Below are 21,378 nucleotides of genomic sequence, written 5' to 3' on the forward strand. Positions count from 1 at the left end.
ATTAAGTAGGTGAATGAAATGGCTGACGGTAAAACAAAAACAGGCGTAGTGAAAAAACGGGCGAGTAAAAGAGAGAAGAAAGATTGGATTGCGGCGTATATATTTATTGCACCGGTTACCATCGGCCTTCTGGTGTTCTATATCTGGCCGTTTATCCAGAATATCTGGTTTAGTTTTAATGATGTAAACAAATTTAATATCGCGACATTCTGTGGTCTTGATAACTATGTGAAGTTATTCCATGACGCAGAGGTATTCAAAACATTTGGAAACACTTTGAAGTATGTAGTTGTAACAGTTCCGGTAGGATTATTCTTATCTATACTGATCGCAGCACTTCTGAATTCCAAAATTAAAGGAACTTCCATCTACCGTACGTTGTATTTCTTACCATCTGTAACCATGGCAGCAGCTGTTGCCATGGTATGGAAATGGATCTACAACGAGAAGATGGGTATCTTAAACAGTGCAATCCGTGCACTTGGCGGAAAAGGTGTCGGCTGGCTGACAGATCCGAAGATCGCATTATTCAGTGTTATGATCGTAGGACTGTGGATGTCAGTTGGTTATAACATGATCATCCTGCTTGCAGGTATGCAGGGAATTTCGAAATCTTACTATGAAGCAGCACAGCTTGACGGCGCAGGCCCGATCCAGTTGTTCTTCAAAGTAACCATTCCACTGCTGACACCAACGATCTTTTTCGTAATGATCACATCTATTATCGGTGGATTCCAGGTATTCGATGTAATCTATATGATGATCGGTAAGACGAATCCGGCATATGCGAACACTCAGACGGTTGTTATGTTATTCTACCGTCAGGCATTCGACTATGGATATAAGGGATATGCAGCAGCAATTTCAATTCTGATCTTTGCAATCATCATGCTGGTAACAGTGATCCAGATGATCGGACAGAAGAAATGGGTAAATTACGATTAGAAGAGGAGGAGAAGAAAAGTGAATAGTGTAAAAGGAAGAAAGATTATTGTACATGTCTTACTTCTCCTTGGAATTACGATCACGGTATTTCCATTTGTATGGATGATCCTGACTTCATTTAAGACAGTCGGAGAAGCAATGCAGATACCGCCAACAATTTTCCCAAAGAAGTTTTTGACAGATGCATATTCATCAATTGTAACAGCACTTCCATTTGGAAGAGTATATTTGAACACAATCATATCAACAGTGGTAACTACCTTTGTACAGGTGCTGTTCTGTTCAATGGCAGCATACGGATTTGCAAGAATTGAATTCCCATTCAAGAATGCGATCTTCGTACTGGTATTATCCGTACTTATGGTACCAGGTCAGATTTTCCTGATCCCACAGTACCGTATCGTTCAGAACTTAGGACTTCTGGACACCATACCGGCATTGTTCCTGCCGAACTTATTCAGTGCATTCGGAACATTCCTTCTGAGACAGTTCTTCCTGTCGTTACCGAAGGAGCTGGAAGAAGCAGCATTACTTGACGGTTGTAACCGTTTCCAGATCTTTGGACAGATCATGCTGCCACTTACAAAAGCTGGTATCGTATCATTAGTAATCTTTACAGCAAAATTCGCATGGAACGATTTCATGTGGCCATTGATTGTTAACACATCTATGGATAAGATGACACTTGGACCTGCACTTTCTACATTACAGGGACAGTACACAACCAAGTATCCAATGCAGATGGCAGGAGCCGTAATGGCAGTTATCCCGATCATCGTATTGTTCTTCATCTTCCAGAAACAGTTCATTGAAGGTGTGGCACAGTCAGGAATTAAAGGTTAGAATATGAATATTTATAAGTAATAATAAAAGAGGCCGTTCTTTACTACATTATGAAAGACGACCTCTTTATTATGCTTAAATTTTTTTGTTTTCGGCCTGACATTCCGTCGGGGAAATCTGGTACAATTTTTTAAAAGCCCGGAAAAAGGTAGAATAATCTTTAAAACCAACCTGGGTTGCTACATTTTTCAAAGGAACATTATCGCGGATTAGTTTGATTGACAAAGCAAGTCGCTTTTTCAAAATATATTGGTGGCAGGTTGTATTGAGCTCCTTTTGAAATAATTTATTCAGACTGCTTTTACTCATGTGAAAAGTGTGTGCAAGTTCCTCCATACAGATGCTTTCCAAAAAATGTTGATCCAGATAACTGACAAGTTGGCTTGTTATATCAGGCTTGTTTTCAGTGGATTCGTCAGAATATTTAAGTGCATAATTTATAATTTTAACGAGAAGACAAGTCGATATACCACAGGCATGAGCCTCCGAGAGATCACCTTGAGCAGCATATTCCTGATGAAAATGTTCAAAACATTCTTTAAGGTCGTTTGGGTTTTCAGAAGTATGTAAAATGTGAGGGGTATCTATATTAAATGCCGGTGTATCAAGTGCCGGAAGCTGACCTTTTAAATTAAGGATATAGGACTTTTCTAACCAGATTGTGATAAGGTCGTAATAATTTCCAAGCAAATCACTGGAAATAAAACAGTGAGGAACACCTGGCGGAGTCATAAGGATATCTCCTTTGGTAATGAAGTTCTTTTTATGACCGATACGAAGCATAAAATCCCCGTTTTTACAAAAACTGATTTCATAAAATTCTTTCTTGGTCATTTCAAGGTTGTCTTTCAAATAACCCTTATGATGTACACATTTTACATGTTTAAGTTGTATATTAGTTGTATTGGAATCTCTGTATTTCATGTTTCACCCGCGTTTCTGTTATGAATCCAATCCATTATATTCCCAGAATATTATACAATATAGATTGCAAAAAAAAACATATAAATTGCAAAAAAAATCGAATTTTTCTTATAGAAAAATTCGATAAGTATTAAAACATTAAAAAATGATTCAAATTTGGGGGTAGTTTTATGAATTACGATAGATACTATCAATAAATAAGAAAATAGTAATAGAAAAAAGCTATTTGTGCAGAATTTGGCTTTTTGATAATATTTTCAAAAGTCGTTAATATAAAGAAAAATATTTAACGATAAGGATTATCTAATCAAATACGATGGAGGAAAAAGGAAAATGAAAAGAAGAGCACTCGCATTATTGTGTGCAGGAATTCTGGCTGTTGGTATGCTTACCGGATGCGGAAGCAGTTCTGACAAGAAGGACAGCAGTACAAAGACGGAAGAGACGAAAAAAGCTAAAAAAAGTGATGGAACATTTACAGCCGCATTAAATTATATGCCGACATCACTTGAACCGAACACGGCAAGTGATGATCAGACATCTTTGATCCGCCCAATTTATGAACCACTATTTTTAGAGACCAAGGACGGAGTAGAATATTATCTGGCTGACAAACTTGATATCTCAGAAGATGGAAAAACATATACGATTCATCTGAATGACAAGGCTAACTGGAGTGATGGAGAACCTGTTACAGTTGATGATATTCTTTTTACGATGGCTTATGCAGGAAGAAAATCAGGTGGAAAATCATCTTATACAATGATTAACAAACAGGATATTACTTTTACGAAAAAAGATGATAAAACACTCGAAGCTGTACTTCCAGAAGCATATGCTACTTATACATCTGCAATCGGAAGAATGATTATTTATCCGTCTCATGCTTTTGATAACGATTATACAAAGGTGGAAGGAAGCGGATATTTTAATTCAACAGATATGGCTACTTCTGGAGCTTATACAGTAGATGAAATCAATGATGACAGCATTGTGTATACTGCACGCGATGATTATTACAGAGGAACACCAAGTGTAAAGAAAGTTGTTATGAAAACAATTGGTTCGGGAAGCACCAAACAGGTTGCATTTGAAAATGGCGAGATCTCGTATATGAGAATCACGACACCAGAAGAATTGAAGAAATATGAAAGTGACGATAACTACAATGTCAGTTCGTTCTCAGAAGGAAGACTGAATTATCTTCAGATCAATCCTTACGGACCGGCAAAGGATAAACTTACAGAAGATGCAAGAAAAGCAATCTTCCTTGCTATAAATTCAAAGGAAGTTGTTGATACAGCGTTTGGAAGTGATGAACTTGCAACAGTTGCGAACAGTCTTCTGGTACCAGACCAGTCACTTTATAATAAAGACTGTAAAGGATATAAACAGAATCTGAAAGAAGCAAAGAAGCTTGCAAAGAGTTCTGGAATCGAAGGAACAACACTTAAATACATTTATAATGCAGATCGTCCGAATATGGAAGAAGTTGCAACAGTTCTTCAGCAGCAGCTTGGAGAAATTGGTGTGACACTTGATGTTGAAGGTCTGGATTCCAATGCATTCTTCCAGAGATTTTTTGCTATTATGTTCCAGTCAGGTGAAGAAGATCAGTGGGATCTTGGTTCAAATGGATGGGATTCTGAGCGTGGAAGCAGTCTTTGCCAGGCTTACAGTTATATTAACAGTAGTTCAAAAGCATGGGGATTTAGTGATGAAGCCGGACAGCTTGCAGCAAAAGTAAATGCAGCAACTGATAAGGAGGAAGCACAGAAACTTGCAAATGAATTACAGGATCTGACATTATCCGAATATTGGGAATATCCTCTTACTTATACGAATTATGTAATGGTATCCCAGAAAAATGTAACAGGTCTGGATGCAGTACCGATTGTACCGGAATTTTCGGATTACCTGAAAATCAAAGTAGACTAATAAACAGGATGTAAGTAAACGAAGAGGGACTTCAGCACAATGATATTTTTTGTGTGGGTCCCTCTTTTAAAGGAGAAAAGAAAGATGGCGAAATATTGTGCAAAGAAAGGAATACAACTAATTATTGTTGCGATTTTAATTTCTTTTTTCTCTTTTGCGGTTATCTATGCGGCACCAGGTGATATATCTGGAATGTATCTTAATGAGCAGATGTCGGATGAAGAGAAAGAAGCAATCAGAGAAAATCTTGGACTGAATAAGAGCCTGCCAGAGCAGTATCTGGGATGGGCAAGAGAAGTGTTGAAAGGAGATTTTGGTATCTCACTTGCGAATAATACTTCTGTAACAGAGCAGATTGTAAAGAGGCTTCCTGCAACCTTACAGCTGATGGGAGCTGCACTTATTTTGTCGCTTCTTCTTGCAATTCCGTTGGGACTTTGGTCGGGATACCGTAAAAATACCTGGATTGACAATATCATCAGTGGAATTTCCTATATCGGAATGTCCATTCCATCGTTCTGGCTTGGAATGGTGCTGATTATTGTATTTGCAGCAAAGCTTCATATTCTTCCGTCGTCAGGTATGCATTCTGTCGGAAATGAATCGTTTCTGGATACAGTAAAACATATGATCATGCCCTGTATCACATTAAGTCTTTCCAATCTTGCTGTGTTTATCCGTTATATCCGTTCCAATACAATTGGGCAGTTAGGAGAAGAATATGTTCTTGCAGCAAAAGCAAAAGGAACAACTGGAGGCAGACTCTTGAAAAAACATATTTTAAAAAATACGTTACTCCCAATTATTACTTTGCTGGGTATGAATCTGGCATCTATTGTCTGTGGTTCTTTCATTATTGAAAGTGTATTTGGATGGCCGGGAATCGGTACGCTTGCAATGACAGCAATTGGTGTAAGAGATTATCCAGTGATTATGGCATACGTTATGCTTTCAGGTATTATTCTGGTTATTGGAAATTTTATCGCAGATATTTTGTATGCATTTGCAGATCCGAGAATTAAAAAGGAGGGTATGGCAAATGACTGATACAAGATTTAGAAGATTGAAAAAAGAAAAAAATGAAGAACAGATTTCTTATGATCACAGTGTGTGGAAGGATATAAAAAAAGAACTGTTTTCCAATAAGGTGGCATTAGTCAGTGTTATCGTTCTTCTGATTATTATTATAGCATCTATTTTGGCACCACTTAGTCCGTATGATCCGAATAAGATTAATGTAACGGAAAAACTACAGGGAATTTCGGCAAAACATATTTTGGGAACGGATGAATATGGGAGAGATTATTTTACCAGAGCACTTTATGGTGGACGTATTTCGCTTTCTGTCGGATTCTGTTCTATGATTATGACAGTGATCATAGGAACGGTGATTGGTATCACAGCAGGATATTTTGGTGGAAAAATCGATATGCTTTTGATGCGGTTTACGGATATTTTTCTTGCATTGCCGAGCATGTTGTTAATGGTAGTGCTGAATACAATTCTGCGACCTGGAATCTTCACTCTGATTGCCGTACTTAGTTTGTTCTCATGGGCACAGGTCGCAAGGATTACAAGGGCAGAGACGATGTCTGTCAAAGAGAGAGATTATGTAACTGCTGCGAGAAATCTGGGAGCAGGAAACTTGCGGATTGCAATAGAACATATTGTTCCCAATATTATGGGACCGATAATCGTAGCAGCCAGTCTTGGTGTTGCAAATGCAATCTTAATGGAATCTTCTCTTAGTTTTCTAGGACTGGGGGTACAGATACCGAGAGCTTCCTGGGGAAGTATGCTGCAGAGTGCACAGGGGCACATCTTGGATGCACCATATCTTGCTGTATTCCCGGGAGTTTTAATTCTTTGTACAGTACTTAGTTTTAATCTTCTGGGGGATGTCCTTAGAACGGCATTGGAACCTAAAATTGTAAAGTAAGCCTGGAGGAAGTATAAAATGGAAAAGCTGATGGAAGTAAAGAACTTATCTGTATCTTATTTTACCTATGCAGGCGAGGTACAGTCCGTAAGAGGAATTTCTTTTGATGTGAAAAAAGGGAAGACTACTGCTATTGTAGGGGAATCAGGATGTGGAAAATCTGTCACAGCCAAATCATTGATGGGATTGATTGAAAAACCCGGAAAAATAAGCACGGAAAGTCATATCCTATATCGGGGAAAAGAGATTACCGGATATACAGAAAAAGAATGGAATGCATTTCGTGGGAAAGAGTGTTCTATGGTCTTTCAAGATGCATTGGTTTCGTTGAATCCAACAATGAAAGTTGGAAAACAGATTGAGGAAAATCTTGAGAATCATGAACCAGGATTATCTAAAAAAGAAATTTCAACGAGATCTCTGGAAATGTTAAAATTGACAGGTATACCTGACCCGGAAGGATGTATGAATAAATATCCGCATGAACTTTCAGGAGGTATGCGACAGAGAGTTATGATTGCCTGTGCGATGGTCACATATCCCAAACTTCTGATTGCTGATGAACCGACAACTGCACTGGATGTGACAATTCAGGCACAGATCATCGCTCTGATGGAGGAATTACAGGAAAAAACGGGTATGTCGATTATCATTATCACACATGATTTGGGGATAGTTGCAGATATGGCAGATGAAATTATCATCATGTATGCAGGTGAAATCGTTGAGAGAGGGACTGCAAGAGATATTTTTTATAATCAACAGCATCCGTATACATGGGCACTTTTGCAATCTGTCCCAAGGATTGATAGTGAAGATAAAAGTATTTTGAATACAATCGAAGGAAACATACCTGATATGATAAAGCCGCCAAAGGGCTGTGGATTTTGCCCAAGATGTCCATATGCAATGGAAATTTGTGCAGAAGAAAAGCCGGAAACAGTACAGCTTACAGAGAATCACAGTGTTTCCTGCTGGCTGATGGATGAACGGGCAGACAGATGTGATGTTCCGTTTGGGAGGAAGAACGTATGATAGAAAAAGAAATTGTATTAGAAGTAAAAAATCTGAAAAAATATTTTCCGGCAGGTCGCAGGCATATGTTAAAAGCGGTCGATGACGTATCTTTTACGATTCATAAAGGTGAAACGTTTGGAATTGTAGGGGAATCTGGATGCGGAAAAACAACTTGTGGAAAAACATGTACAGGAATTCTTTCCAAAACAGACGGGCAGGTATTGTATCAGGGGAAAGATGTGCATCATATGAGTAAAGCAGAAAAAAGCATATTTACTCAGAAAATACAGACAATCTTTCAGGATCCATATGCATCACTGGATCCGCATCAGAAGGTATATCAGATTGTAAGTGAAGGAATGCGGATTCATCAGTTGACAGATAGTAAAGAAGAAGAAAAAAGAAGGGTCATGGAACTCATGGAAATGGTTGGATTGAATGCGGAACATGCAACACGTAATGTACATGAATTTTCAGGAGGACAGAGACAGAGAATCGGAATCGCAAGAGCACTTGCAGTAAATCCGGAATTTCTATTCTGTGATGAACCGATTTCCGCACTGGATGTGTCAATTCAGGCACAGATTATGAATCTTTTGATGAAATTACAGAGAGAACGTAATCTGACTATGCTTTTTATTGCACATGACCTGGCGATGGTAAAGCATATCTCTGATAATATCGGGGTAATGTATCTTGGAAAATTGGTGGAAATCTCGCCGGCTGCAGAATTGTATGAGAATCCGTATCATCCATATACGCAGGCACTTCTGGAATCCATTCCAATCGCAGATCCAGATATTGCAAAAAGCAGAGGACGACATTTCCTTACTGGAGATGTACCAAGTCCGATTGATCCGCCGAAAGGCTGCAGATTTTGTGGAAGATGCAGCAAATGTATGGACATATGTAATGAAGTTCGTCCGGAATTAAAAGAAGTATCCAAAGGACATCAAGTTGCATGTCATTTGTATGATTAAAAAATAAAAAGTTGTGTATGTATCTTTAGTAGAGGAGAAAATATGAAGTACGATTTTACAAGTGTTATTGAACGTAAAGGAAAAGATGCTCTGGCAGTAGATATCCTTCCGAATATGTTTGGAATGAAAGATAAAGTAGAAGTCAGGGAGGGATTGGACTATATCCCTATGTGGGTTGCAGATATGAATTTTCCGGCATTGCCCAAAATCACAGAAGCAATCATTGAGAGAGCAAAACACCCGACTTATGGATATTTTATGACCAGAGAGGAATATTATGATGGAATTATCAAATGGCATGAAGAAAGAAACCATGTGACGGGTTTGAAAAAGGAGCATATTGGTTATGAAAACGGAGTTTTGGGTGGAGTAGCCAGTGCACTTCATGCAGTCTGCTCATCAGGAGATAATGTTTTGGTGCATGCACCGACATATATTGGCTTTACTGGAACATTGAATAATAACGGTTATCACATTATACACAGCCCGTTGAAAATGGATAAAGAGGGAATTTGGAGAATGGATTTTGAAGATATGGAAGAAAAGATTAAAGCAAATAAAATCCATGCTGCAATTTTTTGCTCACCGCATAATCCAACCGGGCGCGTGTGGGAACGCTGGGAAATTGAAAAAGCAATGGAAATCTATAAAAAATATGATGTGACTGTTATCTCAGATGAAATATGGTCTGACATTATTCTTTTCGGGAACCATCATATTCCAACGCAATCGGTATCCGAAGATGCTAAAAACAGAACGATTGCATTATATGCACCATCCAAGACCTTCAATCTGGCGGGATTGATTGGCAGTTATCATATTATTTATAATAAGAGACTGAAAGAACGTGTGGTGAAAGAATCTTCTCTGGGACATTACAATTCGATGAATGTTCTTTCTATGCATGCACTGATGGGGGCCTATACACCGGAAGGTCAGGAATGGGTTGGAGAATTATGTGAAGTACTTGGAGAAAATGTCAGATATGCGTGCGATTATATTGATGAATATTTTGCAGGAGTTTCCGTGTCAAGGCCACAGGGGACTTATATGCTTTTTGTAAATTGTGAGGAATGGTGTAAAAAACATGAGAAGAGTCTTAGGGAACTCCTGAATATGGGGTTTGAGGCAGGTGTGTTCTGGCAGAGTGGAAAACCATTTCATGGAGAGTGGTATATACGTATGAACCTTGCTCTTCCTAAATCCAGAGTTATGGAAGCATTTGATCGCTTGGACAAATATGTATTCAATGCCTGATGGTAGTCCTGATTTCAAAAGTTAATAGATGATCAAAAAGGGGGGCTGTGAAAAATTATATCCGCATTTTTCACAGCCCCCTTTATTTTTGATATTTATTCGATATTATCTGGTTTTTCCGGCTCATATTTTTTGAATATCCGGTCAAACAGAATACTGTAGATAAATGCTACTACAGAGAATCCGCAGATTCCGCTGATCACAACGACCAGAGCAAATGTCTTAGCAGAGCAGGCGCATAAGTACAGGATCAATCCGGCAATCACCAACATTACCAGTGTATACGGCAGGTGGCCAAATGTCATAAAAACTGCATTTTTTAATGCCTGTGTTGTACTGCACACAAAATGTGAGATGATCGGAAAGACATATAAGAATACAGATAATGCAACGAGACATACACACCAGAGGAGAATGCGTATCACTGCAAACAGTACTGTATTCTGTGAATTGATGATGTAAAAATCCATTCCAAGAAAGATAAAGACCAGAATGGAAAATACCCATATCAGTGTGCCTTGTTTAAAATTCTGGCGGAATGATTTCCAGAAATTCTGCCAGATGTAGGGGTCTTCACCACGGACCATCTTCAGTGTCACATAGGAAAGTGCGCTGGTGGATGCGCCGATGGTGATGATCGGGACACAACTGAAGATAAAGATCAGGTTCAATAGGATCAGATCAAATATTTTTGCGATAAACTCCATAATAGGGTTATCGGGGTTGAAAAAACGACTCATAATAATTATCCCTCGTATGAAAATAAATAATAAAAATCTCTAACTATTGTAACATATTATATATAGGATGTGAAAGATATGTTATAATTTTACATACGATGTCAGAATAAAAATGATGTCAAACAAACAGATCATTTTTGAGTCATCATTGAAAAAAGGAGGAAGTATATTTGGACAAAAATTTCAGTTCAATGCCGTTTGGAAAAAAGGTAGAATATCTGTGGATGTATTATAAGATATGGCTGGTTATACTTGCAGTGATAATCGGTGCTATCTACCTTGGCTGTACGATGTACAAAGGCAGACATACGACAGTTCTTCTGAATATAGCGGTCACAGGGGGCGATTCGCAGAAAGCGGAAGAATTGAACAAAGATTTCTGTAAATACGCAGGCATTGATGAAAAGGACGGGATCATCCGGATACAGGCGAACATTCCGGAAGATGGAGGAAGCCTGTCCTCAAAGACAGCGCTTACAACACTGGTCGGCGCCGATGCGGTTGACGTACTGATATGTGGCGGGGATGTGTATAAAGAATATGACAAACAGGATGGATTCCAGAAAACAATAGAATTTTCAGAAGATAATATACTGAAAAAGAAGAAAATCATTTCCTATGATGATGCATATGCAGCCATCATGGTAAATGCCCAGAATCAGAAAATGGCAGAAACATTTTTTGAATATCTGGAACAGTTAAAGTAGATAACGGATGGGCGAAGAAGCATTTCCGATATCATATAAAATAATGCAAATTAAGAAAATTATAGGACAAAGATTTCTGGAAATAGTTGTACTACAATGAATCTAGAAACGAAAGATCCTAAAAACATGGAGGTAATTATAATGAATAAACCAGTATTAGTGATCATGGCAGCAGGAATGGGAAGCAGATATGGCGGACTGAAACAGTTAGACCCTGTAGATAACGATGGACATATCATCATGGACTTTTCTATGTACGATGCAAAGAGAGCTGGATTCGAGAAAGTCGTATTCATCATTAAGCACGAGATCGAAGAAGAGTTCAAAGAGCACGTTGGAAAACGTATGGAAAAATACATGGATGTAGCATATGCTTATCAGAATATCGACAACATTCCGGAAGGCTATGAAGTACCGGAAGGACGTGTAAAACCTTGGGGAACTGCACATGCAGTATATAGCTGTATCGACCAGATCGACGGACCATTCGCTGTAATCAACGCAGATGATTACTACGGAGTAGAAGCATTCAAGCTGATCTACGATTATCTGTCAACACATGCAGATGATGATAAATACAGATACACAATGGTTGGATACCACCTTGCAAATACCGTAACAGATAATGGATACGTATCCAGAGGTATCTGCGAGACAAATGAAAATGGGGAACTGGTATCCGTAACAGAGCGTACCAGAATTGAAAAATACAATGGTGGCGTTGCATACACAGAAGATGATGGCAACACATGGGTACAGGTACCGGATGACACAACTGTATCTATGAATATGTGGGGATTCACTAAGAGTATCTTAGATGAGATCAAAGCAGGATTCCCGGCATTCCTTGATAAGGGAATCAAAGAGAATCCTATGAAATGCGAGTATTTCCTGCCAACTGTAGTAAGTAATCTTCTTGCGGAAGACAAAGCAACAGTATCGGTACTGAAATCCGCAGATAAATGGTATGGAGTAACTTATAAAGAAGACAAACCAGTTGTGGTTGCAGCAATTCAGAGAATGAAAGACGAAGGACTGTACCCGCAGCATCTTTGGGAGGGAAAATAAATGAATCCTGTAACACGGGAACAAAGAGATGAAGCAATTGCACATTTCAAATTTGAAGGAAGATTAGTAAAAGATTGTCCATACGGAAGTGGACACATTAACGATACCTATCTTCTGGTATTCGAGATTGCAGAGATGGGAAGAATCAAGGTAATTCTGCAGAGAATGAACTCTACAGCATTTCCAAAGCCGGTAGACGTAATGGAAAATATCCTGGGAGTCACATCATTTTTAAAGAAAAAAATCGAAGAAAGTGGTGGCGATCCAGAGAGAGAGACTCTGAATGTAATTCCGGCTGTTGACGGAAAACCTTACTATGTGGATTCACTGGGAGATTACTGGAGATCGTACAAATTCATCACAGACGCAAGCAGCTTTGACCAGGTGGAAAAGCCGGAGCAGTTCTATGAAAGTGCGGTAGCATTTGGTAATTTCCAGAGTCTTTTGTCTGAATTTCCGGCAGAGACACTGCATGAGACAATTGAGAAGTTCCATGATACAAGAGACAGATTTGCAAAATTCAAACAGGCAGTGGAAGAAGACGTGATGGGAAGAGCTGCATCCGTACAAAAAGAGATCCAGTTCGTTCTTGAAAGAGAAGAGATTGCCAATTATTTTGCAGAAATGTTAGATAAGCATGAGCTTCCACTTCGTGTTACACACAATGATACAAAACTGAACAACGTTATGCTGGATGATAAGACAGGAAAAGGTATCTGCGTCATCGATCTGGATACGGTAATGCCTGGTCTTGCAATGAATGACTTTGGAGATTCTATCCGGTTCGGTGCGAGTACAGCACTGGAAGATGAGACAGATCTTTCGAAAGTATCATGCAGCATGGAATTATTTGAATTATATACCAAGGGATTTTTAAAAGGATGCAATGGTAAACTCACGAAAAAAGAGATCGAACTGATGCCGATGGGAGCAAAGACGATGACATTCGAGTGTGGTATGCGTTTCCTTACAGATTATCTGCAGGGAGATAAGTATTTTAAGATCCACAGAGAAGGACATAACCTCGACAGATGCCGCACACAGTTCAAGCTTGTTGAAGACATGGAAGAAAAGTGGTATACTATGAACGAAATCGTCAAAAAGTATAGTGACAACTAGGAGGTACTGTCATGGCAAAGAAAATATTGATTACTGGAGGCGCCGGATATATCGGAAGTCACACAGCACTGGAGCTTTTGAATGAAGGATATGAAGTTGTTGTATATGACAACCTTTGTAATTCATCAAAAGAATCTTTAAAAAGAGTAGAAGAGCTTACAGGTAAGCACATTACATTTTATGAAGGAGATGTAATGGACGAGGCTGCTTTAAAGGAAATGTTAGAAAAAGAGGGTGTAGACGCAGTCATCCACTGTGCAGCACTCAAAGCAGTTGGAGAATCCGTACAGAAGCCATTAGAGTACTACCGTAATAATATAACAGGAACACTGACACTTATGGATGTTATGAAACAGACAGGTGTTAAGAATATCGTATTCAGTTCATCTGCAACCGTATACGGAAGTCCGGAAGAAATGCCGATCACAGAAAGCTGCCCGAAGGGACAGTGTACGAATCCATATGGCTGGACAAAGTCAATGATGGAACAGATCATGACAGATGTGCAGAAGGCAAATCCGGATATGAACGTGATCCTGCTTCGTTATTTTAACCCGGTAGGAGCTCACGAAAGCGGACGTATCGGAGAAGATCCAAAGGGAATCCCGAACAACCTGATGCCATACATTTCACAGGTAGCGGTAGGAAAACTGGAAAAACTGGGCGTATTCGGTGACGATTACGACACACCGGACGGAACAGGAGTCCGCGATTACATCCACGTAGTAGACCTTGCAAAAGGACATGTAAAAGCAATCAACTACATCTTCAGCAATCCGGGACTTGATGTGATCAACCTTGGAACAGGTGTAGGATACTCTGTACTTGATATGGTAAAAGCATTCGGAAAAGCATGCGGAAAAGAGATTCCATACGAGATCAAACCAAGAAGAGCCGGAGACATCGCAATGTGCTACGCAGACCCGGCAAAAGCCGCCAAAGTCCTTGGCTGGAAAGCCGAAAAAGGACTGGACGAAATGTGCGCAGATACATGGAGATGGCAGTCACAGAATCCAAACGGATACGAGGCATAGGACGGTACATAACTAAGTAAAATAAATCAAGAAAAGATAGGAAATATGGCAAAAAGCGTGACATATTTCCTATCTTTCTTTTTGCGAGGGAAAATGGTATAATGTCCACGTATGCAAAGAGCGGTGCGTCTGAAAAAATTGGCAGGCTTTCTGCTTGCAGAAAAGACTGCCAAACTTTTCAGACATAGTGCGACAGCACGTGATCGGTAAAAACAAAGTTTTTACCGATCGGCACCGCGGAAGTAGTGAGAAGCACCCATCCCTACCGGCAAAAAAGACGTAAGTGCGCAGCGAAGCGCCCGCACGCCCGGGGACCCAAACCCATCCCTACCGGCAAAAAAGACGTAAGTGCGCAGCGAAGCGCCCGCACGCCCGGGAAACCACACAGCTCCTCACACAATAAGAGGCGAGAATCATGGAAAACAAAAACGAAAAAGGAAACGTGCAGCTAAAAGGCCAGCTAAAACTCTACATCCAATGGCCGGCAATCATGTCCCTGCTCCTTATAGCCATGGACTTATGGGTCTACAAGCTGGATCACAAAGCCGGAATCCTGATGGCCGTATTCGTGGTCGTATACATCGTCATGGTGGGCGGACTGTATTTTTACAGCAAGAACATCATTATGAAGGATCTGGTAGAATTCGCTGCACAGTACGGTATCGTTCAGAATACCTTACTGCGGGAACTATCTATCCCGTACGCCATCCTGTTAGATGACGGTAAGGCAATCTGGATGAATAACGAATTTGAAGCAATTCTGGGCGGGAAACCAAAGGGAGAAGCTTACATCAGCAAGTATATTCCAGAATTGAACCGAAGCATATTTCCGAAAGAAGACCAGCAGAAGGTTGAGATGGAAGTATATTATAAAGACAGAGAATATAAAGCAGAGTTACGCAGAGTGTTAGTGGAAGGATTCAGTGACACAGAAAAACTGATGGAACTCCCGAAGGAAAAAGAATATTTCATAGCAGTTTATCTTCAGGATGTAACAGAACTGAACCGCATCATTCAGGAGAACGAAGAACAGCGGATGGTAGCGGGGCTTGTCTATATCGACAACTATGATGAAGTAATTGACAGCGTGGAAGAAGTAAGACAGTCGCTTTTGATGGCACTGGTAGACCGTAAGATCAACCAGTACATTGCGAAAGTAGATGGTGTTGTAAAGAAACTGGAAAATGACAAATATTTTATCATTATCCGCAAATCTTACTTCAAACAGCTGGAAGAAGATAAATTCTCCCTGTTAGACGATGTAAAAAATGTGAATATAGGAAATGGAATCCCGGCAACACTGAGTATAGGACTTGGTTTAAGCTCTGATTCTTATGCACAGAGTTACAACTATGCACGTGTGGCAATTGATCTTGCACTTGCAAGAGGCGGTGACCAGGCAGTTATCAAAGACTGCCACGGCGTAACATATTATGGTGGTAAGCGGGAACAGACCGCTAAGAATACCCGTGTAAAAGCAAGGGTCAAAGCCGAAGCGTTAAGAGAATTCATAACTGTAAAAGATAAGATCTTTGTTATGGGACATAAACTGACAGATGTCGATGCATTCGGAGCAGCACTTGGAATTTACCGTGCGGCATCAGCTTTGGAAAAACGGGCATATATCGTGATCAATGAAGTATCTGCTTCTCTCAGACCATTATATGAGTTGTTCGAACAGGATCCGGCTTATCCGGATGATCTGTTCCTTACATCTTCCCAGGCTATGAACATGGCAGATGAGAACTCGATGGTAGTAGTTGTAGATACGAACCGTCCGATGATGACAGAATGTGAAGAGCTTCTGAAGACAACAAAGACGATCGTCGTCCTGGACCATCACAGACAGAGCAGTGATAATATCGACAATGCATTGTTATCATATATTGAGCCATATGCATCATCTGCCTGCGAGATGGTATCCGAAGTACTGCAGTATATTGTAGACGGGATTAAGATTCCAAAGATCGAGGCCAGCAGTCTGTATGCCGGAATCATGATCGATACGAATAACTTTGTAAATAGTACGGGTGTGCGTACATTTGAAGCAGCAGCGTTTTTAAGACGGTGTGGCGCAGACATTACAATGGTGAGAAAGTTATTCCGTGACGATATGGAATCGTATCAGGCAAAGGCGGAGATTATCAGCAGTGCAGAAGTTTACCGTGACAAATTTGCCATTGCAAGAGGTGTGGACCTTCACATTGAAAGTCCGACGATCATAGGCGCACAGGCGGCAAATGAACTGCTCGATATCAGTGAGATTAAAGCATCATTTGTACTAACAGAATATAATGGAAGAATATATGTCAGTGCACGTTCGATTGATGAGGTAAATGTACAGATCATCATGGAACGTCTGGGTGGCGGCGGTCATATGAACGCATCCGGAGCTCAGTTCAACCATACAGATATGGATGAAGCGGTAGCCTGCTTAAAACAGGTGATTGACGAGATGATAGAAGGAGGAGACTTATAATGAAAGTTATTTTAACAGAAGACGTAAAGGCACTTGGAAAAAAAGGTGAGATTGTAGATGTAAGCGATGGATACGCAAGAAATTTTATCTTAAAGAAGAAAAAAGGTGTAGAAGCCAACGGAAAGAACTTAAATGATCTGAAATTAAAGAAAGCCAATGACGATAAGATCGCCCAGCAGCAGTATGAGGATGCGCAGGAGCTTGGCAAGAAAATCGAAGCAGGTAAGATTGAAGTAGCGATCAAGATCGGCGAAGGCGGAAAAGCATTCGGTTCTGTATCTTCAAAAGAAATCGCAGAAGAAGTAAAAAAACAGATGAACCTGACTGTAGATAAGAAGAAAGTACAGTTAAAAGAAGCCATCAGAACACTTGGCACACATACCGTACCGATTAAGTTACATCCAAAGGTAACAGCAGATTTGAAGGTTGTTGTAAAAGAAGAAGCATAGGAGGAATTCAGGCGTGGAAGAAGCACTCATCAAAAGAGTCATGCCACACAGCATCGAAGCAGAACAGTCTGTGGTAGGCGCCATGCTAATGGATAAAGATGCCATCACCACTGCAGGAGAAATCATCAGTGGTGATGATTTTTATCAGGCGTCTTACGGAGTTATATTTGATTCGATGATCGAATTGTTCAATGAAGGGAAACCGGTGGATCTGATCACCTTGCAGGAACGTCTGAAAGAAAAGGATGTCCCGGCAGAGATTGCAAGCCTTGAGTTTGTAAGAGATTTGGTTACGGCAGTACCAACATCGGCCAATGTGAAGTATTATGCACAGATCGTGGCAGACAAATCAATGATGCGCAAGATGATCAAGCTGAACGAAGAGATTGAAAATATGTGCTATGCCGGAAAAGAGCCGCTGGAATCCATCATGGAGCAGACTGAAAAATCCATGTTCCAGTTACTGCAGAGACGTACAACAGGCGAATATGTACCGATCAAACAGGTTGTATTAAATGCACTGGACCGTATCGAAAAGGCATCTAAGAACAAGGGAACGGTAACCGGTATCCCAACCGGATTTATCGATCTCGATTATAAGCTGTCTGGTCTGCAACCGTCAGACTTCATCCTGATCGCGGCACGTCCGTCTATGGGTAAGACGGCGTTTGTATTGAACATTGCGCAGTATATGGCATTTAAGAAGAATAAAGCGGTAGCAATCTTCAGTCTGGAGATGTCAAAAGAACAGCTGGTAAACCGACTGTTCTCACTTGAATCACAGGTAGATGCACAGTCACTTAGAACCGGTAATATGAAAGATTCCGACTGGGAAAAACTGATTGAAGGAGCCGGCATCATCGGACAGTCCAAGCTGATCATCGATGACACTCCGGGTATCTCTATCTCAGAGCTCCGGTCAAAATGTAGAAAATATAAGCTGGAACATGGACTGGATATCATCATCATCGACTACTTACAGTTGATGACCGGAAGCGTGGGAAAAAGCTCAGAATCCAGACAGCAGGAAGTCTCAGATATTTCCCGTCAGTTAAAAGGACTTGCCAGAGAGCTGAACGTTCCGGTTGTATCCCTTTCACAGCTTAGCCGTGCGGTAGAGAGCCGTCCGGATAAAAGACCGATGCTTTCAGATCTCCGTGAATCAGGAGCGATCGAGCAGGATGCGGACGTGGTTATGTTCATTTACCGAGATGAATACTATAATAAAGATTCAGAATTCAAAAAACAGGCAGAAATTATCATTGCAAAACAAAGAAACGGTCCGGTAGGGACCGTTAATCTGGCATGGCTTGGCGAGTATACAAAGTTCGCCAACCTAAGCAGGCAGGAAGAATCGTTTTAGTCTTTTGACTGGACCGGCCCCGGCTGCAGCTTTCCGGTAGGATTGCTGCTGGCGGATCAGCTGGTCCAGTTTTTTAAATTCCAGCTCTTCCTGACGTTCTTTGGCGTCCAGAAGAAACGCCATCTCCTGGCTGATCATGGACATAAGAACTTCGTTATTATTTTCCAGCATCCGTTTGATCTGGAGCTGTTCTTTGGTGCGTCTGATATCCGGAAGTAGTGCCTTCAGATCAGAGATCGGGACGCCCTGTTCGTAGAGCTCTTTGATGCAGCAGTAGAGTCTGGCATCATCCCGGGTCTCGCGTCTGATCTGTTCCAGCGTGTTTGTCTGATTGCTCATGTAAGAATACCTCCTTACCTGTCACCAGGATACATCTTGATCTTAAAAGTCAGATACATCTGTGATCTGTGTATTTGAAAGTGGATGTGGGGCAGATGCCCACGTAAGAAAGATGGGTTCCTGGAGACATACTTGTCCCTCGCGGGTAAGAGTATCATAGCATGGAGAAACTACAGAATCCGTCAGAAGAGGTCGAGGGGAAAGAAAAATATAGAAATAAATGCGTTGGAATTGATTTTAGAGACTGCATTTAGGAAGGAATAAAAAGTATATACTATCTGTAACTTCTCTTGCATATTAAGGTATAAAAAAATACACAGTACAAAAAGTACCGTGTATTTTTTATCTTATTATTCATTCTGAAATAATTAGCCTTCAGAAATTGCTCCTACTGGACACTGAGCAGCACAAGCTCCACAATCTACACAAGAGTCAGCATCGATTTCATAATGCTCTGCTCCCTGAGAGATAGCTCCTACTGGACATTCAGCTTCGCAAGATCCGCAGCTTACACATTCATCACCAATTACGTGTGCCATAGTATGTACCCTCCTTTTGAGATTTAAAATTCTAGACATAAAACCAATTCGTTGTCTCTGCTCCTATAATAATACAAAAAAATGGAATAAACAAGGGAAAAGCATGTTTTTTTAGAAATACATAAATGTTTAGTTATAGCTAACTCGTGTTAGAAAGAACTATCACAAAATTAAGAAAATCTTCAACAAATTTTCACGGTTTTGGTGTATAGTATATGTTGCTGATAAAAGCGGAACATTTATTTTAAAGAATCACAAGCTTTGGTGGTATAACCAAAGAAGAATTGTAAAGAATAAAATAGATATCAGGAGAAGAGGAAAAATGAAGAGAAACAGGATCATTGCCATGCTGCTTGGAACAGCACTGCTCGTATGTGGATGTCAGCAAGCGCCTGAGGCAACAGATGAAGAAAAGAAGATTGAAGCACAAAAAGGTACAACAAAGACAGAAGAAAAATCATATCAGGGAAAATTAGACCTGATCAGCCCGGCAGCCTATAATAATGTGGATGGATTAAAGCTGGATAAAGGAGATTACATTTCCATTATAGGAAAAGCGAACGGCACCCAGTACTGGGAAGAAGTAAAAAAAGGTGTGGCACAGGCTGCAGAAGATATCAATACAGCACTTGGTTACACGGGAAAAGATAAAGTAAAGGTCACATACAATGCGCCGGATAATGCAGATAATGTAGATGACCAGGTAAATCTGCTGGATGAAGAACTGGACAGATATCCGGCGGCAATAGGGATCTCTATTGTAGATTTACAGGCCTGCCAGGTACAGTTTGACCTTGCAACAGACAGTGAGATTCCGGTAGTTACATTTGATTCTGGATCTGATTATCAAGGCGTAGCCGCAGATGTGTCAACAGATAATGAGGCGGCAGGAAAAGAAGCTGCAGAAAAACTTGCAGAAGCCATGGGAGATACCGGAGAAATAGCATTATTCATACAGGATTCCAAATCACAGGCAGCACTTGCCAGAGAAAAAGCTGTGACAGATGAACTGACAGCCAAGCATCCGAATATCTCAGTAGTGAATGTGTATCATATGGATGAACTTACCACCATGCAGAAGACCATTGCCGATGAGATCAATGCAGGAACCTACCGCCCGGCAGATAGTGAACTTCCGGATGGAGTACTGACAGAAGAAAATGCTGTAACAGCGGATAGCATTACAGAAGACCAAGTAGTAGACTATATTCTGGCAAAACACCCGAATATTACAGGATGCTTCGCTGCCAACGGTGATGCAGTAAAACTGGCAGTAGATGGTCTGGAAAGAAATAAGATGGAAAAAAAGGTAAAAGTCGTAGGGTTTGATGCTAACGCCGATGAGATCAAGGATCTGCAGGATGGAAAAGTAGACGGACTGATCGTACAGAATCCATTCGGAATGGGCTATGCAACCGTAATCGCTGCAGCCAGAGCATCCCTTGATATGGGAAATGAAGCGGTAGTTAATACGGGGTATACCTGGGTGACGAAAGAGAATCTTAAGACAGAAGAGGTGCAGAAAATACTTTATGCGAAGTAAGTAATTTGCTGTTTAATACATTAATTTGGGGTTGGATTCCCGGTCCTTGCGTATGCCTTGGTATAAGATCTGGTCCGCGACTCCATGAAGCAAGAAGTAGTAAGAGAGCCTGAATTCCCTAAAAGCAACAGAAAGCAAACCCAAACTCGCCTGTT

Annotated in this window: 20 protein-coding genes; 16 read left to right on the forward strand and 4 right to left on the reverse strand. The window is 40.5% G+C overall.

The window, feature by feature from the left end; all coding sequences use genetic code 11:
• Positions 1 to 18 precede the first annotated feature (18 nt).
• Together ACWJAF_RS09375 and ACWJAF_RS09380 are read left to right on the forward strand one after the other, a co-directional pair.
• Positions 19 to 945 (forward strand): carbohydrate ABC transporter permease, encoded by a 927-nt coding sequence (locus ACWJAF_RS09375; protein WP_296032776.1) that lies wholly within the window; start codon positions 19 to 21, stop codon positions 943 to 945.
• An 18-nt stretch (positions 946 to 963) separates the two neighbouring features.
• Positions 964 to 1,788, forward strand: a complete 825-nt coding sequence (locus tag ACWJAF_RS09380) for a carbohydrate ABC transporter permease (RefSeq protein ID WP_296032775.1) — start codon at positions 964 to 966, stop codon at positions 1,786 to 1,788.
• Between the two features lie 75 nt (positions 1,789 to 1,863).
• On the opposite strand, the gene ACWJAF_RS09385 is transcribed toward ACWJAF_RS09380, so the two are convergent.
• On the reverse strand, positions 1,864 to 2,712 hold the full coding sequence (locus ACWJAF_RS09385) for an AraC family transcriptional regulator (RefSeq protein WP_288707998.1): 849 nt from the start codon (positions 2,710 to 2,712) through the stop codon (positions 1,864 to 1,866).
• A gap of 333 nt (positions 2,713 to 3,045) precedes the next feature.
• Here ACWJAF_RS09385 and ACWJAF_RS09390 point away from each other — a divergent pair, with 333 nt between their 5' ends.
• The 6 genes from ACWJAF_RS09390 (at position 3,046) to ACWJAF_RS09415 (ending at position 9,843) form a co-directional block, all read left to right on the forward strand.
• Positions 3,046 to 4,650 (forward strand): ABC transporter substrate-binding protein, encoded by a 1,605-nt coding sequence (locus ACWJAF_RS09390; RefSeq protein ID WP_448863487.1) that lies wholly within the window; start codon positions 3,046 to 3,048, stop codon positions 4,648 to 4,650.
• A gap of 84 nt (positions 4,651 to 4,734) precedes the next feature.
• A complete protein-coding gene (locus ACWJAF_RS09395; RefSeq protein WP_448863488.1) occupies positions 4,735 to 5,697 on the forward strand; it encodes an ABC transporter permease in 963 nt (320 codons plus the stop codon).
• Positions 5,690 to 6,589 carry an ABC transporter permease gene (locus ACWJAF_RS09400; RefSeq protein ID WP_296032771.1) on the forward strand — a complete coding sequence of 300 codons (900 nt, stop codon included), beginning with the start codon at positions 5,690 to 5,692 and terminating at the stop codon, positions 6,587 to 6,589. Before ACWJAF_RS09395 ends, ACWJAF_RS09400 begins: the two co-directional genes overlap by 8 nt.
• 18 nt (positions 6,590 to 6,607) lie before the next feature.
• Complete coding sequence (locus ACWJAF_RS09405; protein WP_296032769.1) at positions 6,608 to 7,624, forward strand: ABC transporter ATP-binding protein; 1,017 nt, start codon at positions 6,608 to 6,610, stop codon at positions 7,622 to 7,624.
• On the forward strand, positions 7,621 to 8,586 hold the full coding sequence (locus ACWJAF_RS09410) for an ABC transporter ATP-binding protein (protein WP_448863491.1): 966 nt from the start codon (positions 7,621 to 7,623) through the stop codon (positions 8,584 to 8,586). Before ACWJAF_RS09405 ends, ACWJAF_RS09410 begins: the two co-directional genes overlap by 4 nt.
• Positions 8,587 to 8,628: 42 nt before the next feature.
• Positions 8,629 to 9,843: a MalY/PatB family protein gene (locus tag ACWJAF_RS09415; protein WP_448863493.1), complete on the forward strand. Its 1,215-nt coding sequence runs from the start codon at positions 8,629 to 8,631 to the stop codon at positions 9,841 to 9,843.
• Positions 9,844 to 9,938: 95 nt separating this feature from the next.
• On the opposite strand, the gene ACWJAF_RS09420 is transcribed toward ACWJAF_RS09415, so the two are convergent.
• Positions 9,939 to 10,583: a YesL family protein gene (locus tag ACWJAF_RS09420; RefSeq protein ID WP_448863495.1), complete on the reverse strand. Its 645-nt coding sequence runs from the start codon at positions 10,581 to 10,583 to the stop codon at positions 9,939 to 9,941.
• A gap of 170 nt (positions 10,584 to 10,753) precedes the next feature.
• Here ACWJAF_RS09420 and ACWJAF_RS09425 point away from each other — a divergent pair, with 170 nt between their 5' ends.
• The 7 genes from ACWJAF_RS09425 to dnaB all read left to right on the forward strand — a co-directional run bounded on the left by ACWJAF_RS09425 (position 10,754) and on the right by dnaB (position 18,802).
• On the forward strand, positions 10,754 to 11,290 hold the full coding sequence (locus tag ACWJAF_RS09425; RefSeq protein ID WP_448863497.1) for a hypothetical protein: 537 nt from the start codon (positions 10,754 to 10,756) through the stop codon (positions 11,288 to 11,290).
• A 141-nt stretch (positions 11,291 to 11,431) separates the two neighbouring features.
• On the forward strand, positions 11,432 to 12,358 hold the full coding sequence (locus tag ACWJAF_RS09430; RefSeq protein ID WP_296032762.1) for a nucleotidyltransferase family protein: 927 nt from the start codon (positions 11,432 to 11,434) through the stop codon (positions 12,356 to 12,358).
• Positions 12,359 to 13,477 carry a phosphotransferase enzyme family protein gene (locus ACWJAF_RS09435; protein WP_448863499.1) on the forward strand — a complete coding sequence of 373 codons (1,119 nt, stop codon included), beginning with the start codon at positions 12,359 to 12,361 and terminating at the stop codon, positions 13,475 to 13,477.
• A gap of 11 nt (positions 13,478 to 13,488) precedes the next feature.
• The gene (gene galE, locus ACWJAF_RS09440; protein WP_448863501.1) at positions 13,489 to 14,511 is read left to right on the forward strand and encodes a UDP-glucose 4-epimerase GalE; all 1,023 of its coding nucleotides are present in this window, start codon (positions 13,489 to 13,491) and stop codon (positions 14,509 to 14,511) included.
• A 415-nt stretch (positions 14,512 to 14,926) separates the two neighbouring features.
• Positions 14,927 to 16,990, forward strand: coding sequence for a DHH family phosphoesterase (locus ACWJAF_RS09445; RefSeq protein ID WP_296031418.1), 2,064 nt, complete (start codon positions 14,927 to 14,929; stop codon positions 16,988 to 16,990).
• Entirely contained in the window at positions 16,990 to 17,439 is a 450-nt protein-coding gene (rplI, locus tag ACWJAF_RS09450) for a 50S ribosomal protein L9 (RefSeq protein WP_296031420.1), read from the forward strand. Before ACWJAF_RS09445 ends, rplI begins: the two co-directional genes overlap by 1 nt.
• A gap of 13 nt (positions 17,440 to 17,452) precedes the next feature.
• Positions 17,453 to 18,802 carry a replicative DNA helicase gene (dnaB, locus tag ACWJAF_RS09455; RefSeq protein WP_296031422.1) on the forward strand — a complete coding sequence of 450 codons (1,350 nt, stop codon included), beginning with the start codon at positions 17,453 to 17,455 and terminating at the stop codon, positions 18,800 to 18,802.
• Here dnaB and ACWJAF_RS09460 read toward each other — a convergent pair.
• Together ACWJAF_RS09460 and ACWJAF_RS09465 are read right to left on the reverse strand one after the other, a co-directional pair.
• Positions 18,776 to 19,141: a hypothetical protein gene (locus ACWJAF_RS09460; protein ID WP_296031424.1), complete on the reverse strand. Its 366-nt coding sequence runs from the start codon at positions 19,139 to 19,141 to the stop codon at positions 18,776 to 18,778. The genes dnaB and ACWJAF_RS09460 overlap by 27 nt on opposite strands.
• Positions 19,142 to 19,509: 368 nt before the next feature.
• Positions 19,510 to 19,680: a DUF362 domain-containing protein gene (locus tag ACWJAF_RS09465; protein ID WP_296031426.1), complete on the reverse strand. Its 171-nt coding sequence runs from the start codon at positions 19,678 to 19,680 to the stop codon at positions 19,510 to 19,512.
• A gap of 322 nt (positions 19,681 to 20,002) precedes the next feature.
• On the opposite strand from ACWJAF_RS09465, the gene ACWJAF_RS09470 reads away from it, so the two are divergent.
• Positions 20,003 to 21,223: a substrate-binding domain-containing protein gene (locus ACWJAF_RS09470; protein ID WP_448863504.1), complete on the forward strand. Its 1,221-nt coding sequence runs from the start codon at positions 20,003 to 20,005 to the stop codon at positions 21,221 to 21,223.
• Positions 21,224 to 21,378 lie beyond the last annotated feature (155 nt).

It is taken from the genome of Dorea sp. (assembly GCF_977044405.1).